The organism is Chthonobacter albigriseus, from assembly GCF_013839445.1.
GTDB classification, from domain to species: Bacteria; Pseudomonadota; Alphaproteobacteria; order Rhizobiales; family Pleomorphomonadaceae; genus Chthonobacter; species Chthonobacter albigriseus.
Map to the genome: position 1 here is coordinate 1,209,185 of NZ_JACDIT010000001.1, position 18,109 is coordinate 1,227,293.

Sequence of the window (18,109 nt, forward strand, 5' to 3'; positions counted from 1 at the left end):
ACATTGCCTATCGGCGGTGCGCAACGTGGCGGATTGTGGAGACGACCCGGACGGCCCCATACGATGCAGCAGGCGCGTAGCGCCGGGATCTCGACGTGGCTTGGACCTCAAGCGGCCGGATCCATTCGCCGCCCGTCCGCCTCAGTGAACACGTGGAGCTGAGCAGGGTCGAAGGTCACGTCCACCGCGGCTCCGTTTCGTCCGAGCGCGCGGTCGAGCGTGAAGGCCTTCACGGGCTGGCCGAAAGGCCCGAGGTGGAGGATGGAGCCGAACCCCGTCGGCTCGACGAGATCCACGGCGGTTCGCAGTCCGCCGCTGCCGGGCGGGGAGACCGTGACGTGCTCTGGCCTGACGCCGATCACCACGGCAGTTCCATCGGGGATGGAAAAAGGCCCCGCGAGCGGGAGGTGGTGCCCGCCGGCGACCGCCGCGACGCCGGTCCCGTCGACCAACCGATAGATGGCAGGGATCATGTTCATGGCGGGCGAGCCGATGAAGCCGGCGACGAAGAGATTAGCCGGCCGGTCGTAAAGGTCGAGCGGGCTGCCGACCTGCTGCACCACGCCGCCGTTCATCGCGACGATCCGATCGGCGAGCGTCATCGCCTCGATCTGGTCGTGGGTCACGTAGATCGAGGTCGCGCCGAGATCCTTGTGCAGCTTCTTGATCTCCACGCGCATCTGCTCGCGCAGGCGGGCGTCGAGGTTGGAAAGCGGCTCGTCGAACAGGAAGGCCTTCGGGTTTCGCACGATCGCGCGTCCCATGGCGACGCGCTGGCGCTGGCCGCCGGAAAGGGCCTTCGGGCGACGTTCGGTCAGCTGGTCGAGGCCGAGCTTGGCAGCCGCCACCGTGATGGCGGCGGTGATCCGCTCCTTCGGCGTGCGGCGAAGCTTCAGGCTGTAGCTCATGTTCTCCGCAACGGTCATGTGCGGGTAGAGGGCGTAGGACTGGAACACCATCGCGATGTCGCGGTCTTTCGGCGGCAGGTCGTTCACCCGCCGGCCGCCGATCGCGATCTCCCCGGACGTGATTTCTTCCAGCCCCGCGATCATGCGCAAAAGGGTGGACTTGCCGCAGCCGGACGGGCCGACGAGGACGACGAACTCGCCGTCGCCGATCGCCAGATCGACGCCGTGCAGCACGTCGACGGATCCGTAGCTCTTTCGCGCGGACGTGATGTCGATGGCGGCCATGAAGATCTCCTCAGCCCTTCACCGCGCCGGCCGTCAGGCCCTGCACGAGATAGCGCTGGATCAAGAGGAAGAAGAGGGCGGCGGGGATGAGCGCCAGGATGCCGGCGGCCATCATCTGCCCGAAGTCCACCGAGAACTTGGACACGAAGGAGAGCAGGCCAACCGGGAAGGTCGCCGCCGCGTTGCCGGAGATCAGCATCAGGGCGAACAGGAGCTCGCTCCAGGCGGCGGTGAACACGAAGCCGAGCGTCGCCGCGATCCCGGGCAGCGTCAGCGGCAGGATGATCTGCCGGAAGGCCACGAAGCGGGTCGCTCCGTCGATCATGGCGGCCTCCTCCAGGTCGCGCGGGATCCCGTCGAAGAACGACTGCATCAGGAAGGTCGCGAACGGCACGTTGAAAGCCGTGTAGACGACGATGAGGCCCGTCAGGCTGTTGGTGAGGCCGAGCGGCGACAGGATCTTGAACATCGGCGCGATCAGCATCACCAGCGGAAACATCTGGGTCAGGAGCATCAGGGCCGTAATCCAGTACTTCCCGCGGAACGCGAAACGCGAGAGGGCATAGCCGGCGACCGCGGCCACCAGGGTGACGATCACGGCGGTGGAGCCGGAGACGATGAAGCTGTTGAGGAAGAAGCGCGGGAACTCGCTGTTGGCGATCACGAAGGCATAGTGCTCGAAGCTGGTCCGAGACGGCCACATGCGCACGCCCTCCGAATAGAGGAGGTCGTTGGGCGTCACGCTCACTTTCAGCAGCCAGTAGAGCGGGAACAGCGCAAAGGCGATGTAAAGGCCGATCGCCAGGCGGTGCAGGACGGTGAGAACCGGATTGCGGCGCATGCGGGTCAGCCTCGCTTCAGGAACGACTGCCGGAGCAGCACGATCAGCATGGAATAGGTGAGCAGCAGCACCAGGAGGACGAGGGCGATCGCAGAGGCGTAGCCGAAGTCGAGCCGCCGAAAGGCCGTGGTGAAGATGTAGCTCGCGACGATCTGGGTGCGGTCCGCTGGGCCGCCGTTGGTCATCACCACGATGAGGTCGGCGAAGTTGGAGATCCAGACGGTGCGCAGAAGGATCGTGATCGCGATTGTCGGGGCGAGGAAAGGCAGGGTGATCGACCGGAAACGCTCGATCGGGCCGGCGCCGTCGATGGCGGCGGCTTCGTAGAGGTCCTTCGGAATCGCCTGCAGAGCCGCGAGCAGCGTGATGGCGAAGAAGGGGATCCCCCACCAGACGTTGGCGGCGATCGGACCCCACATGGCAAGGTCCGGGTCGGAGAGGATGCTCTGCGGCGTCTCCATCAGCCCGAGTGCGACGAACCAGTGCGGCAGAGGGCCGATCACCGGGTTGAACAGCCACGCCCAGTCGAGGCCGGTGAGGAAGCTCGGCACCGCCCATGGCAGGAAGCAGAGCGCCTGCGCGACCGCGCGGCCGCGGAACGGCTGGTTCAGGAGAAGAGCGAGGATGAGGCCGAACACGAACTGGATCAGCACCGATGCGCCGGTCCACCAGAGGGTGTTGACGAGCGCCGTGCGGAACGCCTGGTCGGTTGCCAAGGCTTCGAAATGCTTCAGCCCGACGAAGCCGCCGCTGAACGGGTTCAGGAGCTTGATGTCCCGGAAGGCGTAGGACACGCCGAGCACCAGCGGCACCAGCATGACGGCGACGATCAGGATCAGCGCGGGCGCTGTGTAGAGCCACGGCTCGCTGGCCTGCGCGAGGCGCTGCAGGAACGGGCGTCGGCGCGAGGCCACCAAGGCTGTCATGGGCGGTCCACATGATTGAAAGGGTGTCGCGATCTTCCGCTGCAGGAAGTCGTCCCCGAAGGCGGGAGAGGCGTTGTCGGGCCGGCTCGAATGCTTGATGCGTTCAACGACGACCGGACGAGCGCGCCCCTCCCCAGGGTCGCTCGATCCCCGCACCGGCCTGGCGCGGGGATCGGAAGCGATCGGCTCACTTCTTGTTGGCGAGCCACTTCTGCTGGGCGGCCGTCATGTAGTCCGCCCACTGCTTGGCGAGGTCTTCCGGCGTGATCTCGCCGAGAAGCGCCTGCTGGCTGGTCTTGATGACGAGGCTGTCCTTGAAGAAGGCGAATTCCTCAAGGTAGGTCGGCATGGAGAGCGGCTTGGCGTCCGGGTCCGCCAGTTCGTTGAACCAGCCTTCGAACTGCGGCGTCGCGAAGTGCGGGTCCTTGGACGCGGAGGTCAGGGCGGGCAGCGCGCCGGTGCGCTTGTTCCACGCGATGTTGCCTTCCGGACCCTCCAGGGTGGCGATCAGCTTCCAGGCGAGATCCTTGTTGGCCGAGTTGGCAAGCATCGACCAGCCGGCGAAGCCTATAGTCGGAAACGTTTTTCCGTCCGGTCCCTTGGGCATGGTGGTGACGCCATAGTCCTCCGGCTTCATCCGTTCGGCGATGGCGATCAGCGCGTCCGGGTCCTGGTCCAGGAAGGCGCAGGTGCCGGAATAGAAGCCGGCCACGATGTCGTTGAAGCCCCAGTTCACGCTGTCCTTCGGGGCATAGCCGTTCTTGTAGAGGTCGATCAGGTAGGTGAATCCCTTCACCCAGCCCGGATCGGTGAAGGTGGAGGTGCCGTCCTCCTTGAACATCTGGTCGGTGCCGGCCATCGAGGCCCCGAACATCATCCAGCCGTTGAGGCCGCCGGGGCCGCCGCGCAGGCAGTAGCCGTATTTGCCCGGCAGGGCGGAGACCTTCTTGGAGGCCTCCATGAAATCGTCGAGTGTCTTCGGCGGCTCGGCGACGCCGGCCTCCTGGAGCAGCTTCTTGTTGTAGAACATGGCCCGGAGATAGAAGCCGTAGGGCAGCATGTAGGTCTTGCCACCCACCTGGCGGCCGAACTCCAGCGCACGGTCGGACATGTCGGCGGTGTGTTCCCAATCCTTCAGGTAGGGTTCCAAGTCCTCCAGCGCGCCGTTGGTGCCGTAGAGGGCGAGCCAGGTGTCCGGCATCTCCATGACGTCGGGGATCTCCCCGGCGGAATACATGGTGGCGAACTTCTCGAACGCCTCGTTCCAAGGCAGCGAGATGATCTCGACTGTGGTGCCCGGGTTGGCCTCCTCGAAGGTCTTCACGATGCCGCGGAGCGTCTCCGTGCGCTCCGGACTGGTAATCACCTCGACGAGCTTCAGCGTGGTGTCCGCGAGTGCCGTGCCGGTCATCAGCACGGCCGCCACAGAGGCGGCGATCAGCGACTTGATCATGGCTTGTCCCCTTCTGTCCCTTAGAGATGCTTTTTTTGAGGATCAGGTTTTGGCCGAGGCGACCTCGATCGCCGCGGAGAGATCGGCGACAAGGGCGCCAGCGCCCTCCAGGCCGACGTGGAGGCGGAGGACCCGGGCATCGACGCCGAAGTCGATCGCCGAATTGGGTCCGGCCGCCTGTTTCCGCACGACCTCGGCCGGGACCACGAGGCTCTCGTGGCCACCCCAGCTGACGCCGAGCTTGAACAGGGCGAGGGCATCGGCAAAGGCTGGGATGTCGACACCGTCGCGGAAGCGGAAGCTGAAAAGGCCCGATGTCCCGGCCAGTCCCGGCGGGAGCGCGTTAGCGAGGCCGGGGTGAAGGACCGCTTCCACTGTGGGGTGATCGCGCAGCCATCTTGCGACCGCGAGAGCGTCCGCCTCGTGCGCCTTCATGCGGATCGGCAGGGTTCTGAGGCCGCGGATCAGCAGCCAGGCGTCGAACGGCGAGAGCTTGCCGCCGAGATAGGGATAGGTCGTCGAGCGAATTCGCCCGATCAGCTCCGCCGACCCGGCGACGACGCCCGCCACCACGTCCGAGTGCCCGCCGATGTACTTGGACGCGGAGTGCAGCACGATATCGACGCCGAGCGTCACCGGCCGCTGGAAGATCGGCGTTGCCCATGAGTTGTCGATCACGCTGAGGACGCCGTGTCTCCTGGCGAGCGCCGCGAGGGCGCCGACATCGTGGGCTTCCATGGTCCAGCTGGTCGGGCTTTCCAGGTAGAGGAGCTTCGCGCCGGGCAGCGCGTCCGCGACCGCCCCCTCGTCGAGGCCATCCACGTAGTCGACCCGAACGTTCAGTCCGGCGAGCAGCGTCTGGAACAGCCGGTAGGCGTCGGGATAGCAGTGGCGGACGCAGACCATGCGATCACCGGGCTTCAGGAAGGTCAGCACGGTGGAGGCGATCCCGGCCATGCCGCTCGCAAAGCCGATCGCATCCTCGGCGCCCTCCAGGCGCGCGATCATCTCCTCGAAGAGGCGCACGGTCGGGTTCAGGCCGCGGGAGTAGGTCGGGCGGACCTTCAGGCCCCGGTAGGTCTCCTCCATCTCCGCGTAGGAGGAGAAGGTGAACAGCGAGGTCTGCACGATCGGCGGCACCACTGCGTCGAAGGCGTGCGCCCCGTCGTGGGCGACGGTCAGCCGGGCGAGGTCGTAGGGATCGTCCGGGATCATCGAGACATGTCCTTGATGTCCTCTTCCACGATGTCGAGGATGGCGATGGTTGTGGCCCGCGCCGCCGCTTCGTCGCCATCGCGGATGGCCTCGAACAGCTGGCGGTGGAACGGAAAGGACCTTCGGGCGAAATCCGGTCGGTCGAACGGCTTGTCCCAGAAGCGCTCGAAAGCTTCGCGCATCTGCTCCAGGAGCTGCCGGAAGAGAGGGTTGTGGGTCGCGTCGTAGATCGCCAGGTGGAACGCCAGGTCTTCCCGGCCGGCGGTGCCCTTCTCAAGGTGCACCCGCTCCATCTCGTCCAGCTTCTCCTCGATGACGCGGAGATCCTCCGGCATCCGGCGACGGGCCGCGATGACGCTGGCTTCGGCTTCCACGCCACGGCGAACGTCGAGGGTCTGGAGCAGGACGTCGCGCAGATGCGTGGTGTTGAAGGTGAGCGGCACGTGGATGGTGCCGGCCGAAACCATGCGCAGCAGGTAGGTGCCGCTTCCCTTTCGAGACTCCACGATTCCCAAGGCCTGGAGTTGCCGGATGACCTCGCGGACGGTGGACCGGCCGACGTCGAGAGCGGAGCAAAGCTCCCGTTCGGTGGGCAGCTTGTCGCCCGGCTTCAGCCCTGCCCGATCAACGAAATCGGCCACAGCCTTCATGACCGCAGCCGCCCGGTCGGGCCGTGGCAAGGGCGTCAAAGCGACATGCCCGTCGACCATGTTCTCCCTCCCCGTGTGAACCCGACCGGCAGCAGGGAGGTTGCCCACCTGCGCGGATCACCATCTAAATTGGTCTGACATCTGTCAGCTTTTCAGCTCACACTCTTCGCGTCAAGACTCATTGAACCCCGGCGCGAGAAGGGCTCACGATCGAGATCCCATCGGCGTTGGCAGCGCAGTACGTCGGAATTTCTTCCGATTGGCCGTCATTTCGGCCGAGCGACGCGGCGCTTCGGCTCGGGTCACCGTCCGGTCGATGTCTCCCACGCTCAGTCCGTTTGCGAGTTGCAAACACACCCCGGATGCAACGCGGCCAGGAGCTGAAAGGCGCAGACAGACCCGCCAATCCAACGGGCTCGAACCCAACCCGGCTCGATTGTCTCCTAGGCAGGTTCATGGCTCGAACCTGCCGGGCCTGAAGCCAACGGCAATGCTGGAGGAGACCGCACCAGGCATCAAAAACAAGACGGCCTGTCCCAACAATTGACTAAGCATCAATAAGAGCGACTACTTCGAGAATGACTGGGTCTCGGACGAGCATCGCATCGACACCGCCGATCGGGGGAACCGTCGTCCTAGCGGTGACCATCGGCGCATCGTCGATGGCCTTTATCGACGGAAGCGTGGTTCCTATCGCTCTGTCGGCGATTCAACGCGATCTGTCGGCCGATTTCGCCACGCTGCAGTGGATCGTCAACATCTACACGCTTTTCCTGGGTGCCCTTGTCCTGGTGGGCGGGGCCTACGGTGACCGGCTCGGCCGCCGGCGTGTGTTCCTTGCGGGCACGATCCTCTTCGTTGCGGCGTCGGTGGCGTGCGGATTGGCGCCGAACGCCATCGCGCTCGTTGCCGCGCGGGCGGCGCAGGGAGTGGGCGCCGCGCTGATGGTCCCGCAGAGTCTTGCGCTGATCGCGGCGACTTTTCCGGAAGAGACGCGCGGCAGGGCGATCGGCACGTGGGCCGGTGCCTCCGCGCTGACCACCGCGCTCGGGCCGCCGCTTGGGGGATTCCTGATGGACACGCTGTCATGGCGGGCGGTGTTCCTGGTCAACCTTCCCATCGGCCTCGTGGTGTTGTGGCTGTCGCGCGGGGTCCCGGAGAGCCGGGCGGCAAACGCTGGACCGGCCGATCTTCTCGGGGGACTGCTCGCAACCGGGGGGCTGGGGGCATTGACTATCGCGCTGGTCTACTTGCCCGACCGCACCATCACCGATCCGCTGGTCTGGGGAGGATTCCTTGTCTTCGCTGTGGCAGCACCGGCCTTCATCGCCTGGGAAGCGCGAACGGCGGCGCCTATGATGCCGCTTCGGCTGTTCCGCGACCGCATCTTCTCCGGCGTAAACCTCCTGACCCTGCTGCTCTACGGTGCGTTGGGCGGAGCGCTGTTTGTGGTGCCCTACACGCTGACCGGTCTACGCGGATACACCGGAGCCGAGGCCGGCCTTGCCCTGCTGCCTCTTGCACTCGCAATCGGGTTGCTGACCCGCTTCTTCGGGTCGATCGGCGATAGGGTCGGAACACGGCTACCAATGGCCATCGGGGCAATGGTCGTCGCAGTGTCGATCGGATGGCTGGGCGCAACAGAAGCGGCCGGATCCTATTGGACGGGGCTGTTCGGTCCGATCCTGGGCATCGGGATCGGCATGTCCATAGCGATCGCTCCGCTCACGACCACCGTCATGAACGCCGTCGACCAGACCGAGAGCGGGGCCGCGTCCGGGATCAACAACGCGGCGGCTCGGATCGCCGGATTGCTGGCGGTCGCCCTCACAGGTGCATTGATGGTCGGTGTTTTCTCTTCCGAGCTCCTCTCATTGCCTCTCACGCCGGGGGTCGACCCCGGCGTTTTGAGTTCAATCGCCGAGAGAGCTGACCGCCTTCTGCAGGCCGCCGACGGTATGCCCGGAGCTGACGCTTCCCGCTCCGCGGTAGAGCAGGCCTTTTCCGCGGCCTTTCGCGCCGCGATGGTATTGAATGCCCTGCTCGCGATCGCAGCGGCGATCCTCGCCATCTCGCTACCCCACAAGCCCGCGGCACGCGTGACGTGAGCGGCGGCGCGAAACGCTCTGATGGCTGTCCGCGCCAGGTTCAAATCCGCCCTTGCTTCAGCGACACCTCTTGATCAGCGACGGTGGCGTCGATCGTCGAAGTCGCGATTTTCGCGGGTTTCGCGGAAGTTTCCTTGAGGATCGAACTCGAGCGCCGTGGCGCTGCCCGCTGGCAGGCCGAAACCCGGTCTGCAGGTCTTGGATCAGGCCTCGTCCACAATCTTCCAGTAGGAGTCCTTTCGCGTCACCTGGCCATCCCGGAAGCTATAGAAGTCGCAGCCCCGGAGCTCTACACGTCGCCCCTCCCGGGTCGTTCCGGTGAGCGTCCACTTCGACATTCCTGTTTGCTGTTGCTCGTCGACGAAGTGCTCTTCGTTGGAATAGCGGACGTCCGGCAGGCCCTCGAATCTTGAGGCGAGCGCTTTGCGTACCGCAGGTTTCTTTTCCAACCGAGTGCCCCACGGATGCTGTCCTCGCGGCATGTCAAGGGCACAGTCCTCGGCGAAAAACGACATGATCCGGTCGAGATCGTGGGCATTGAAAGCGTCGAGCAGACCTGCCAGCCGTTCGCGAATGTCAGTCATGTCCAACTCCTTGCCGACCTGCTGCCAGGAGGCCAGAGAATGACCGCCGCGAAGGTCGGCTCCTAGCGAATACCATGATGAAGCAAGGCGTGGTGTGCTGTCTGCAGCTGTTCAGGTCGTGGCCTACGGATCGACCCGGAGCGGCGCGGAGCCGGCGTGGGAAAACGGCTCAACGAACACGTCCGCCATATCGCGCGGGCAGAAGGCTGCTCGCGCATCTGCTGGCTCATCCGATGAGCTGACTGTCGACACGGTGTTTTGAAAAGGCCGGCCGGCTTCTGAATGTAAGCTGCAAGCGTGGGGGCCTGGGAGGACTACCATGCGCGCAACAGTACTTTCGCTCTCACTCGTTCTGGCCTGTACCGGATCCGCGGTGTCGGTTGCCCAAGAGTCCGGAATGAGCTTTTTCGTCACCAGCGAAGGTCCCGGACAGGGTGCCGACCTCGGCGGACTGCAAGGCGCGGACGCGCACTGTTCGACGTTGGCCGAGGCAGCCGGCGTCACCGGGAAGACCTGGGCCGCCTACCTCAGCACCAGCGATGTAGATGCGCGTGACCGGATCGGGAGCGGGCCGTGGGTGAATGCCAAGGGAGAGGTGATCGCCGAGAACGTGGACGCTCTTCACGGAGGACAGAACGGAATCTCGAAGCAGAGAGCGTTGAACGAGAAGGGTGAGGTCGTGAATGGGCGTGGCGACCAGCCAAACCGGCATGACATTCTGACAGGCTCCCTGCCGGACGGGACTGCCCATGAAGCAACCTGTGAGAACTGGACCTCCAGCGGCGATGGCAGTGCAATGGTGGGACATCATGACCGGATGGGCTTGAACGACTCGGCTGAGGCGCAGTCGTGGAATTCATCTCATCCGTCCCGCGGCTGTTCGCAGGAATCCCTCCGGGGAACAGGCGGGGATGGCCTGTTCTACTGCTTTGCAACGAACTGAAGGTCGAAGCCGCGGGAAGCCACGGGTTCCGCTTTTGTGACAGGGATCGTACGGCTGCCGCCCTGCGGGCAGTCGGATCTGGGGAACCCACGCGGCCTTTATGGGAACCGAAGCGAGCGAGCCGAGGGGGCGGCTTGCTCGCCTCAGGGCCATCCGCCGGCTTCCGCGTCACGAGAGATGCCCTTGCCGCAGCGGAGAAGAAGACAAAGGCATGATTTTGCAGCTCCACGATGGAGTCTCAGACGTCCTTCGTGCAGGCTACGCAGTGCGGGCTTCGCCCATAGGGCTTTGTCGGCGGCGGGCGCGGTGCTTGCAGCCGGCCGGCACCTCGGCTAACCCGGGCGAGCGGTCCGGCATCAAGCCGGAGCGCGAAGCCTAGTGAGAAGCCGATGACCTTCGCCCTTGCCGCGTGCGCGGAGATGCTCTGGCGCGACCGACCGATCGCCTGGCGGGCGAGCCGGCTCAAGGAGCTCGGGTTCGGGGTTGGCCTGTGGAACTGGCCCGACCACGACCTAGCGGAACTCCGGGCGACAGGCGCGACGTTCACGATCATGAACGGCTATCTCGCCGGCCGCTTGACCGACGACGATGGCGCAGCCGAACTGCTCAGGACCGCGCGCCAGACGGCCGAGGTGGGCAAGCGGCTCGGCGTCGCCCGGCTCAACGTGCATGGGACCGGACTGGACGGCCATGGACGGGCGGTGACGCCCGTCGAGGTGGTGACCGGCGCCATGTGGCTGAAGGCGCGGGACACCCTCTCCCGGGTGGTGGAGCTCGCCGAGGAGTTGGACGTCACCTTCACGCTGGAGAACCTGAACGCGGCGGTGGACCACCCGGGCGTTCCGTTTGGAGAGGCCCGGGACACGCTGGCGCTGGTGTCGGCAATCGACCATCCCCGCCTCAGGCTCAACCTCGACCTCTACCATGCTCAGATCGGCGAGGGGAACCTGATCGACCTCTGCCGGCAGGCGTTGCCGTGGATCGGTGAGATCCAGGTTGCCGACGTTCCCGGCCGGATGGAGCCGGGGACGGGGGAGATCAACTACCCGGGGATCGCGCGGGCGCTGGCGGCCATGGGCTACAATGGCCCGGTCGGGCTGGAGGCCTGGGCTTCCGGTGATCCGGAGGCGGCGCTTGCCCGGTTTCGTGACGCCTTCACGGTCTGACGCCGACCTCGGCGTCGGGGCCGGAGGACCGCCGCCCGGGTTCAGCGCTTCTTGACGAACTCGGCGCGCAGGACGAGGCCGCGGATGGTGTCGTGGCGGCAGTCGATCTCCTGGGGATCGCCGGTGAGGCGGATGGAGCGGATGACGGTGCCGCGGCGGATCACCTGGCCGGCACCCTTGACCTCGAGGTCCTTGATGACGGTGACCTGGTCGCCGTCGGCGAGGACGTTGCCGACGGAATCGCGCACGACGACCTCACCGTCCTTTGCGGCCGCAGCAAGTTTGGCCCGGTGCTCGGCGGCGGACATCCACTCCCCGGTTTCCTCGTCGTAGACGTAGTCGTCGTCGTCGGCTGACATCACGTGATCCCCGATCGGCCAGGCGGCCCGCCGGACGGCGGGCGCGGAAGCGGCGCGCCGGCCGTTCCTATACCGCCGGACGCCGTCCGTCGACCTCGCCCTGGCGGAATTCCGGATCGGTCAGGCGGCGGAGGAGACCTCGGCGCGGTTCATGACGAAATCGGCGCAGCGGTCGCCGAGCATCATGGCGGGGGCGTTGGTGTTGCCGGCGTTGATGTCCGGCACCGCGGACATGTCGCAGATGCGCAGGCGCGCGATGCCGCGGACGCGCATACGCGCGTCGAGCACGGCCATGGGGTCACCGTCGGCGCCCATCCGGCAGGTGCTGGCCGGGTGGTAATTGGTCTTCACGAAGCGCCGGCAGTGGGCGCGGAGGGCCTCCTCGGACGGGTCGTCACCCTCTGGGATGGCGACGCGTTCGATGCGTCCGGCGAGCGGTGGTTCGCGGAAAGCGCGCAGGAAGAAGCGCTGGCCGGCGGCCATGGCGCGCATGTCGGCCTCCTCGCTCAAGAGGTTGGGCGAGACCAGCGGCATCGCAGCCGGATCGGCCGAGCGCAGGCGCACGGTGCCGCGCGATTTCGGCTTGACGACGACGGTGGTGACGGTGAGGCCGAAGGTTTCCGGCAGGAGGCTGCGGGTGTCGCGGTCGAGATAGACGATCGGGACGCAGAAGGCCTGGATGGAGGGTTCGGCGTCCGGATCCTCGGGGTTGACGAAGGCGCCCGCCTCGACGCCGGCGGAGGTGACCGGGCCGGTGCCGAAGAGCTTGAAGTGGATGCCGTTGCGCAGCATCCGCCAGCCGTCGCCCTGGCGGTAGTAGCCGTAGGGGCCGTTGGCGATGGCGGTGATCGGCACCTCGGGATGATCGATCAGGTTGGCGCCGACGCCGGGCAGGTCGACGAGGCAGCGGATGCCGTGCTCGCCGAGGTGCGCGGCCGGGCCGAGACCGGAGAGCATCATCAGCTTAGGGGTGACCAGGGCGCCGGCCGCGACGATCACCTCGCCCGAGGCGTGGGCGACCTGCTCCGGTCCGCCATTGACGCGATAGGCGACGCCGACGGCCGCGCCGTTCTCCACGACGACGCGCTGGACCTCGGCATTGAGGCGGACGGTGAGGCGGCGGTCGTTCTTCAGGGGCTCGATGAAGGCATAGGCAGCGCTGGAGCGGCGGCCGCGGCGGTTCATGAACTGGTAGAAGCCGACACCCCGCTGGGTGGGACCGTTGAAGTCGTGGTTGTAGGGCTCGCCGAGGCCCTGGACCGCCTGGACGAACCAGCGGGACATGTCGTCGATGTGGCCGGGGTCGGAGACGAGCAGCGGGCCTTCGACGCCGTGGCGCTCGTCGTTGAGGCGGTTGTTGCCCTCCATGCGGCGGAAGTGGCGGAGGACCGCCTTCCAGCTCCAGTCGGCGCCGTCGTTGTTGCCGCGCAGGAGCGCGTCCCAGGCGTCGTAATCGGAGGGACGGCCGCGCATGTAGACCTGCGCGTTCACCGAGGAGCCGCCGCCGAGGACGTTGGCCTGCGGGATGTCGTGGGCACGGCCGCCGAGATGCTCCTGCGGCACCGTGGTGTGGTAGCGCATGAACTTGGAGCCGTTGATCATCTTGAAGATGCCGGGCGGCATGTCGAGCAAGGGGTGACGGTGCGAATGGCCGGCCTCCAGGAGGAGGACGCGGTGGCCGCCCTCGCTGACCAGCCGGGCGGCCGCCACGCAGCCGGCGGAGCCGCCGCCGACGACGATGTAGTCGAACTCCTCACGCGCCATGCCTCGTCCCCAATCGTTTCTCGTCGTGCGTCAGGCCGTTTCGAAGGTGCCGCGCACGTATTCCCAGGCCGCGTGGAGGTGCGACTGGAGCGCCTTCTCGGCGGCGTCCGGGTCGCGCTCGACGACGGCGTCGTAGATCGCCTTGTGCATGGAAAAGTTGACCCGGTTACGCTCGGGCGAGCGGGGCATCCGCCGCCAGTGGTCGGACAGCCACTCGGTGAAGCCGATATGGACGGCCGGGAACACGGGGTTGCGCGGGATCCGGTAGAACACCGCGTGGAAGGCGACGTCGGTGGCGTAGAAGCGCTCGGAATCGTCGATCGCCAGCCGGTTGGCCTCGATGGCCTCACGCAGGGCGGCGATGTCGTCCTTGCGGGCGTGGAGGGCGGCGTTGCGGACCAGTGCCGCCTCCAGGAAGATGCGGACATCGTAGAGCGTCTTCACGCCGCCGGGCTCGCGCAGGAGGTGGGCGACCACGCCGCCGACCGCGGAAAGCGCGGTGTCGTAGCCGGGGCGGCGCACGACGGGGCGGAAGCGTGGGCGGCTTTCAACCAGGCCCTGGCTCGCCAACCGGGCGATCGCCTCGCGCACTACGGTGCGGGAGATGCCGAAGCGGCTCATCAGTTCCCGCTCCGCCGGCAAGTGTTCGCCGTCGGCGAGCCGGCCGCTGGCGATCTCGATTTCCAGTTCGCGGACCACGGTGTCGGCTGCGCGCAGGGCGGCCGGTTCCAGATCGTCGGCGAGCGCGTCCTCCGCTCCTAAAGATGTTTGCATCGTCCCCCACCCGTTTTGGTCTAACCATGCTCGCCCTTCTATGCCGGACAACGGGGCTCGAAATCAAGATGCAGGCGAAAATCGATTGGCATTCCGGGGGGATTTCGCCCTGCGGGGTCCGTGTTGACACGCATGCTGGATTCATGTTGGATGCCTGCGACGATTTTTTTGGTCATACCAAAATTGAAAGCTGGTCGGGGAGGATGAGGATGCTCGAACAGCTCGATGGGATGGTGCGGGACGGGGCAACCGCGCGCGGGGCGATGCTGATCGGGGGGGTCTGGTCGGCGGGAACCGCGCGCGGAACGATCGAGGTGGAGAACCCGGCGGACGAGCGCGTCGTCGCAACGATCCCGGACGGGACCGCTGATGATGCCGTGGCGGCGCTGGAAGCAGCACGGCGGGCGCAGCCGGGCTGGGCGCGGCTGCCGGCGGCCGAACGCGGGCGGGCGGTTTCCGCGCTCGCCAACGCGGTGCGGGAGAATGCCGAGTTGCTGGCGCGGGTCGTCGTGCTGGAACAGGGCAAGCCGCTCGACCAGGCCCGCGGCGAGGTGGGCGCGACCGAGCTGTTCCTCCGCTATGCGGCGGAAAGCGCGCGACGGATCGAAGGGGACATCGTTCCCTCCGACGCCCCCGACGAGGAGGTGTGGATCCGCCGGGTGCCGCATGGGGTGGTGGTGGGGCTGACGGCCTGGAACTACCCGGCCGCGCTGACGGCGCGCAAGCTCGGGCCGGCGCTGGTAGCGGGAAACACGTTCGTGCTGAAGGCGCACGAGTTCACGCCGCTTTCCGGGCTGATGATCGCGGCGCTGGCCGAGAAGGCCGGGATCCCCGCGGGCGTCGTCACCGTGGTGACGGGGGCGGGCCGCACGGTGGGCCAGGCGCTGGTGGAAAGCCGGCTCTCCAACCTGGTGACAATGACCGGGAGCACGCGGGCGGGCCGGGAGATCTACGCCGCGGGGGCCTCGCAGATCAAGGTGCTCCGGCTGGAGCTCGGCGGCAAGGCGCCGTTCATCGTGATGGACGACGCGGACGTCGACGCGGCGGTGGCGAGCGCGGTGACCGCGGGCTTCACCAACTGCGGGCAGATCTGCACCTGCAACGAGCGCATGTACCTGCACCGGGCGATCGCGGACGAATTCCTGGAGAAGTTCGTGGCGCGGGCGAAGGCGATCCGGATCGGCGATCCGATGGGAAGCCCCGACATGGGGCCGAAGGTGAGCGGGCCGGAGGTCGACAAGGTGGAGGCGCTGGTGGCCGAGAGCGTGGAGGCGGGCGCCGAGGTGCTGCTGCCGGGCGGACGGCTTCGCGAGGGGGCCTTCGCAAAGGGGCACTGGATGGCGCCGACGGTGCTTTTGGCGAGGTCGAACGACCTGCCGGCGATGCAGCAGGAGATCTTCGGGCCGGTGGTGCCGGCGATGGTGGTGGACGGGTTCGAGGAGGCCCTGACGCTGGCCAACGAGAGCGCATACGGGCTGTCGGCCTATGTCTACTCGCGGAGCCTGAAGCGGCTGATGCGGACGATCGACGGGCTGAACTTCGGCGAGATCTACTTCAATCGGACCTGCGGCGAGCTGGTGCAGGGCTTCCATACCGGCTGGGGCCAGTCGGGCCTCGGAGGCGAGGACGGCAAGTACGGCCTCGACGGCTATTTCCGCAAGAAGACCATGTACGTGAACTGGGGCGACAGCGGCGGGGACGACGATGTCCCGGTGCGCGCCGCGGTTTCCGGCTGAGCCATTCCGCCAGGTGAGGACCATGCCCGCATCCGCTTCAGGCACCATCCGAGACGTCAGCACCCGGCTCTTCCGCGTGCCGCTCGACGAAGTGCTCTCCGACGCCAAGCACGGCGACCACACGCATTTCGAGCTGGTGACGGCGACGGTGCGGCTTGCCGACGGGCGGGAGGGCACCGGCTACACCTATACCGGCGGCAAAGGCGGGCATGCGATCCGGGCGATGATCGACCACGACCTCGCGCCGTTCCTCCTGGGCAAGGACGCGGAAGACGTGGAGGGGCTCTACGAGGCGATGGGGTGGCTGATCCACTACGTCGGCCGCGGGGGCATCGCCTCGTTCGCGATCTCGGCGGTGGACATCGCGCTCTGGGATATCCGCGGCCAGACGCGCGGCGAGCCGCTGTGGCGGATGGCGGGCGGCGCCGGGCGGACCACCAAGGCATATCGCGGCGGCGTCGACCTCAACTTCCCGCAGGAGAAGCTGGTGGCGAGCGTCGGCCAGCACCTGGAGCGCGGGTTCAACGCCGTGAAGATCAAGGTGGGGCGGCCGGAGCTGGCCGAGGACGTGCGGCGCGTGGCGGCGGTGCGCGAACGGATCGGGCCGGAGACCACCTTCATGGTGGACGCCAACTACGGGCTGTCGGTGGACCAGGCGATCGCCGCGGCGCGTGCCTTCGAGCCGTTCGACCTCCTGTGGTTCGAGGAGCCGATCATCCCCGACGACTGGTTCGGCTACGCCCGGATCGCGCGGGAGACCGGCATGCCGCTCGCCATGGGCGAGAACCTTCACACGATCCACGAGTTCGAGCTCGCGCTGGACCATTCCGCACTCTCCTACGTGCAGCCGGACGCCTCCAACTGCGGCGGCATCACCGGCTGGCTTCAGGCGGCCCGGCTCGCCAAGGCCAAGGGCATCCCCGCCTGCAGCCACGGCATGCAGGAGCTGCACGTGAGCCTAGTTGCGGCGCAGGAGAACGCGGGCTGGCTGGAGGTGCACAGCTTTCCGATCGATCGCTACACCCACCGGCCGCTGGTGATGGAGGACGGGCTGGCGGTGGCACCGGACGAGCCGGGCACCGGCGTCCGGTTCAACTGGCCGATGCTGGAGGAGGCCCACGCCGGCGACCGGGACTGAGCGGCAGAAGGTCCGCCGCTCACCGTCCGGTGCGGCGTGACCGCGACCGAGACCAAGAGCCAAGGGAGGTTCACGACACGAAGAGGACGAGGGACTAGCTAGCGCGACGTATCCATAAAAATGATCCATACATATCTGGCGTCCGGGAGGAAACTGGGCGCTGGGAGGAACAAGGAGCACCACATGACCGGAATCACGCGCCGGGTCGCCCTGATGGCGACCGCTGCCGCCGCCGTCGCCCTGTCGACGGTCGCGTTCGCCCAGGAAGGTCTGCCCAAGCTGGAGAAGAAGGACACCTACAAGGTGGGCTTCGCGCAGACCGAGTCCAACAACCCATGGCGGATCGCCCAGACCGAGAGCATGAAGGCGGAAGCCGAGAAGCTGGGCTACCAGCTGGTCTACACCGACGCCGCCGGGTCCGCCGCCAAGCAGGTCGCCGACGTCAACTCGATGATCGCGCAGGGCGTCGACGTGATCTTCCTCGCCCCGCGCGAGGAAAAGCCGCTGATCCCGGCGGTGATGGCCGCCAAGAAGGCCGGTATCCCGGTGATCCTGCTCGACCGCAACGTCGACCAGTCGCTCGCCAAGGCCGGCGAGGACTACGTGACCTTCATCGGCTCGGACTTCATCGACGAAGGCAAGCGGATCGCCGAGTGGCTGGTGCAGAACAAGCCGGACGGCGCGAAGATCATCCAGCTTGAAGGCACCACCGGATCGTCGCCCGCGAACGACCGCAAGAAGGGCTTCGACGAGGCACTGGCCGGCAAGGCGGGCTTCGAGATCCTGGCCTCGCAGTCCGGCGACTTCGCCCGCGACAAGGGCCGGCAGGTGGCCGAGGCTCTGCTGCAGGCGCATCCGGACGCGGACGTGATCTACGCCCACAACGACGAGATGGCGATGGGCGCGATCGCGGCACTGGAAGCGGCCGGCAAGGTGCCGGGCAAGGATGTGCTGGTGCTCTCCATCGACGGCGGCAAGGAAGCCGTGCAGGCGGTGGTCGACGGCAAGATCGCCGCGGTCGTGGAGTGCAACCCGCGCTTCGGACCCAAGGCCTTCGAGACGCTGGCCCGCTACGCCAACGGCGAGACGATCGAGGCGTGGGTGAAGAACGTGGACAAGTTCTACGATCCCACCAACGCGGCGGCAGAAGTGGCGAACGCCTACTGAGGCGGTTGCCGTGCAGGCCGGCGCGCCTCCCCGCCGCCGGCGGCATCCGGGCCGGCGCGCCGACACGCGCCGGCCCACCCCGTTCTCCGATC

17 protein-coding genes are annotated in these 18,109 nt (G+C 67.0%); 7 read left to right on the plus strand and 10 right to left on the minus strand.

Annotated features, from left to right (window positions below; translation table 11 throughout):
• Positions 1 to 107 precede the first annotated feature (107 nt).
• The 6 genes from HZ321_RS05405 to HZ321_RS05430 form a co-directional block, all read right to left on the minus strand.
• Positions 108 to 1,193, minus strand: a complete 1,086-nt coding sequence (locus HZ321_RS05405; RefSeq protein WP_181700937.1) for an ABC transporter ATP-binding protein — start codon at positions 1,191 to 1,193, stop codon at positions 108 to 110.
• A 10-nt stretch (positions 1,194 to 1,203) separates the two neighbouring features.
• Entirely contained in the window at positions 1,204 to 2,034 is an 831-nt protein-coding gene (locus HZ321_RS05410) for a carbohydrate ABC transporter permease (RefSeq protein ID WP_181700939.1), read from the minus strand.
• A gap of 5 nt (positions 2,035 to 2,039) precedes the next feature.
• Complete coding sequence (locus HZ321_RS05415) at positions 2,040 to 2,960, minus strand: carbohydrate ABC transporter permease (RefSeq protein ID WP_181700941.1); 921 nt, start codon at positions 2,958 to 2,960, stop codon at positions 2,040 to 2,042.
• Between the two features lie 187 nt (positions 2,961 to 3,147).
• Positions 3,148 to 4,410: an extracellular solute-binding protein gene (locus tag HZ321_RS05420; protein ID WP_181701747.1), complete on the minus strand. Its 1,263-nt coding sequence runs from the start codon at positions 4,408 to 4,410 to the stop codon at positions 3,148 to 3,150.
• Between the two features lie 45 nt (positions 4,411 to 4,455).
• Positions 4,456 to 5,628 carry a PLP-dependent transferase gene (locus HZ321_RS05425; RefSeq protein WP_181700943.1) on the minus strand — a complete coding sequence of 391 codons (1,173 nt, stop codon included), beginning with the start codon at positions 5,626 to 5,628 and terminating at the stop codon, positions 4,456 to 4,458.
• Positions 5,625 to 6,338, minus strand: a complete 714-nt coding sequence (locus HZ321_RS05430; protein WP_181700945.1) for a FadR/GntR family transcriptional regulator — start codon at positions 6,336 to 6,338, stop codon at positions 5,625 to 5,627. The genes HZ321_RS05425 and HZ321_RS05430 overlap by 4 nt, the downstream gene beginning before the upstream one ends.
• Before the next feature lie 581 nt (positions 6,339 to 6,919).
• Here HZ321_RS05430 and HZ321_RS05435 point away from each other — a divergent pair.
• Entirely contained in the window at positions 6,920 to 8,386 is a 1,467-nt protein-coding gene (locus HZ321_RS05435; protein WP_181700947.1) for a DHA2 family efflux MFS transporter permease subunit, read from the plus strand.
• Positions 8,387 to 8,589: 203 nt separating this feature from the next.
• On the opposite strand, the gene HZ321_RS05440 is transcribed toward HZ321_RS05435, so the two are convergent.
• A complete protein-coding gene (locus HZ321_RS05440; protein WP_181700949.1) occupies positions 8,590 to 8,970 on the minus strand; it encodes a nuclear transport factor 2 family protein in 381 nt (126 codons plus the stop codon).
• Between the two features lie 129 nt (positions 8,971 to 9,099).
• Here HZ321_RS05440 and HZ321_RS22000 point away from each other — a divergent pair, with 129 nt between their 5' ends.
• The 3 genes from HZ321_RS22000 to HZ321_RS05455 all read left to right on the plus strand — a co-directional run bounded on the left by HZ321_RS22000 (position 9,100) and on the right by HZ321_RS05455 (position 11,079).
• A complete protein-coding gene (locus HZ321_RS22000) occupies positions 9,100 to 9,207 on the plus strand; it encodes a GNAT family N-acetyltransferase (protein WP_181701748.1) in 108 nt (35 codons plus the stop codon).
• Between the two features lie 82 nt (positions 9,208 to 9,289).
• Positions 9,290 to 9,913, plus strand: a complete 624-nt coding sequence (locus HZ321_RS05450; RefSeq protein ID WP_181700951.1) for a hypothetical protein — start codon at positions 9,290 to 9,292, stop codon at positions 9,911 to 9,913.
• A gap of 389 nt (positions 9,914 to 10,302) precedes the next feature.
• The gene (locus HZ321_RS05455) at positions 10,303 to 11,079 is read left to right on the plus strand and encodes a TIM barrel protein (RefSeq protein WP_181700953.1); all 777 of its coding nucleotides are present in this window, start codon (positions 10,303 to 10,305) and stop codon (positions 11,077 to 11,079) included.
• 41 nt (positions 11,080 to 11,120) lie between these two features.
• On the opposite strand, the gene HZ321_RS05460 is transcribed toward HZ321_RS05455, so the two are convergent.
• From HZ321_RS05460 to HZ321_RS05470, 3 genes are all read right to left on the minus strand, one after another.
• A complete protein-coding gene (locus tag HZ321_RS05460) occupies positions 11,121 to 11,438 on the minus strand; it encodes an alkylphosphonate utilization protein (RefSeq protein ID WP_181700955.1) in 318 nt (105 codons plus the stop codon).
• Positions 11,439 to 11,558: 120 nt separating this feature from the next.
• Positions 11,559 to 13,202, minus strand: coding sequence for a GMC family oxidoreductase (locus tag HZ321_RS05465; RefSeq protein ID WP_181700957.1), 1,644 nt, complete (start codon positions 13,200 to 13,202; stop codon positions 11,559 to 11,561).
• A gap of 30 nt (positions 13,203 to 13,232) precedes the next feature.
• A complete protein-coding gene (locus tag HZ321_RS05470; protein WP_181700958.1) occupies positions 13,233 to 13,976 on the minus strand; it encodes an FCD domain-containing protein in 744 nt (247 codons plus the stop codon).
• Between the two features lie 209 nt (positions 13,977 to 14,185).
• Between HZ321_RS05470 and HZ321_RS05475 the strand changes: the two genes are divergently transcribed.
• From HZ321_RS05475 to HZ321_RS05485, 3 genes are all read left to right on the plus strand, one after another.
• Positions 14,186 to 15,712, plus strand: coding sequence for an aldehyde dehydrogenase family protein (locus HZ321_RS05475; RefSeq protein ID WP_244635579.1), 1,527 nt, complete (start codon positions 14,186 to 14,188; stop codon positions 15,710 to 15,712).
• A gap of 22 nt (positions 15,713 to 15,734) precedes the next feature.
• Positions 15,735 to 16,850 (plus strand): mandelate racemase/muconate lactonizing enzyme family protein, encoded by a 1,116-nt coding sequence (locus tag HZ321_RS05480; protein ID WP_181700960.1) that lies wholly within the window; start codon positions 15,735 to 15,737, stop codon positions 16,848 to 16,850.
• Positions 16,851 to 17,033: 183 nt separating this feature from the next.
• Entirely contained in the window at positions 17,034 to 18,017 is a 984-nt protein-coding gene (locus HZ321_RS05485; protein ID WP_181700962.1) for an ABC transporter substrate-binding protein, read from the plus strand.
• Positions 18,018 to 18,109: the final 92 nt, after the last annotated feature.

Bases quoted from the DNA above. Each gene is read 5' to 3' on its own strand.
- HZ321_RS05415 (WP_181700941.1), bottom strand. From the start codon at position 2,960: ATGACAGCCTTGGTGGCCTCGCGCCGACGCCCGTTCCTGCAGCGCCTC.
- HZ321_RS05440 (WP_181700949.1), bottom strand. From the start codon at position 8,970: ATGACTGACATTCGCGAACGGCTGGCAGGTCTGCTCGACGCTTTCAAT.
- HZ321_RS05455 (WP_181700953.1), top strand. From the start codon at position 10,303: ATGACCTTCGCCCTTGCCGCGTGCGCGGAGATGCTCTGGCGCGACCGA.
- HZ321_RS05480 (WP_181700960.1), top strand. From the start codon at position 15,735: ATGCCCGCATCCGCTTCAGGCACCATCCGAGACGTCAGCACCCGGCTC.
- HZ321_RS05450 (WP_181700951.1), top strand. From the start codon at position 9,290: ATGCGCGCAACAGTACTTTCGCTCTCACTCGTTCTGGCCTGTACCGGA.
- HZ321_RS05475 (WP_244635579.1), top strand. From the start codon at position 14,186: ATGCTCGAACAGCTCGATGGGATGGTGCGGGACGGGGCAACCGCGCGC.
- HZ321_RS05465 (WP_181700957.1), bottom strand. From the start codon at position 13,202: ATGGCGCGTGAGGAGTTCGACTACATCGTCGTCGGCGGCGGCTCCGCC.
- HZ321_RS05485 (WP_181700962.1), top strand. From the start codon at position 17,034: ATGACCGGAATCACGCGCCGGGTCGCCCTGATGGCGACCGCTGCCGCC.
- HZ321_RS05410 (WP_181700939.1), bottom strand. From the start codon at position 2,034: ATGCGCCGCAATCCGGTTCTCACCGTCCTGCACCGCCTGGCGATCGGC.
- HZ321_RS05470 (WP_181700958.1), bottom strand. From the start codon at position 13,976: ATGCAAACATCTTTAGGAGCGGAGGACGCGCTCGCCGACGATCTGGAA.
- HZ321_RS05430 (WP_181700945.1), bottom strand. From the start codon at position 6,338: ATGGTCGACGGGCATGTCGCTTTGACGCCCTTGCCACGGCCCGACCGG.
- HZ321_RS05405 (WP_181700937.1), bottom strand. From the start codon at position 1,193: ATGGCCGCCATCGACATCACGTCCGCGCGAAAGAGCTACGGATCCGTC.
- HZ321_RS05425 (WP_181700943.1), bottom strand. From the start codon at position 5,628: ATGATCCCGGACGATCCCTACGACCTCGCCCGGCTGACCGTCGCCCAC.
- HZ321_RS05460 (WP_181700955.1), bottom strand. From the start codon at position 11,438: ATGTCAGCCGACGACGACGACTACGTCTACGACGAGGAAACCGGGGAG.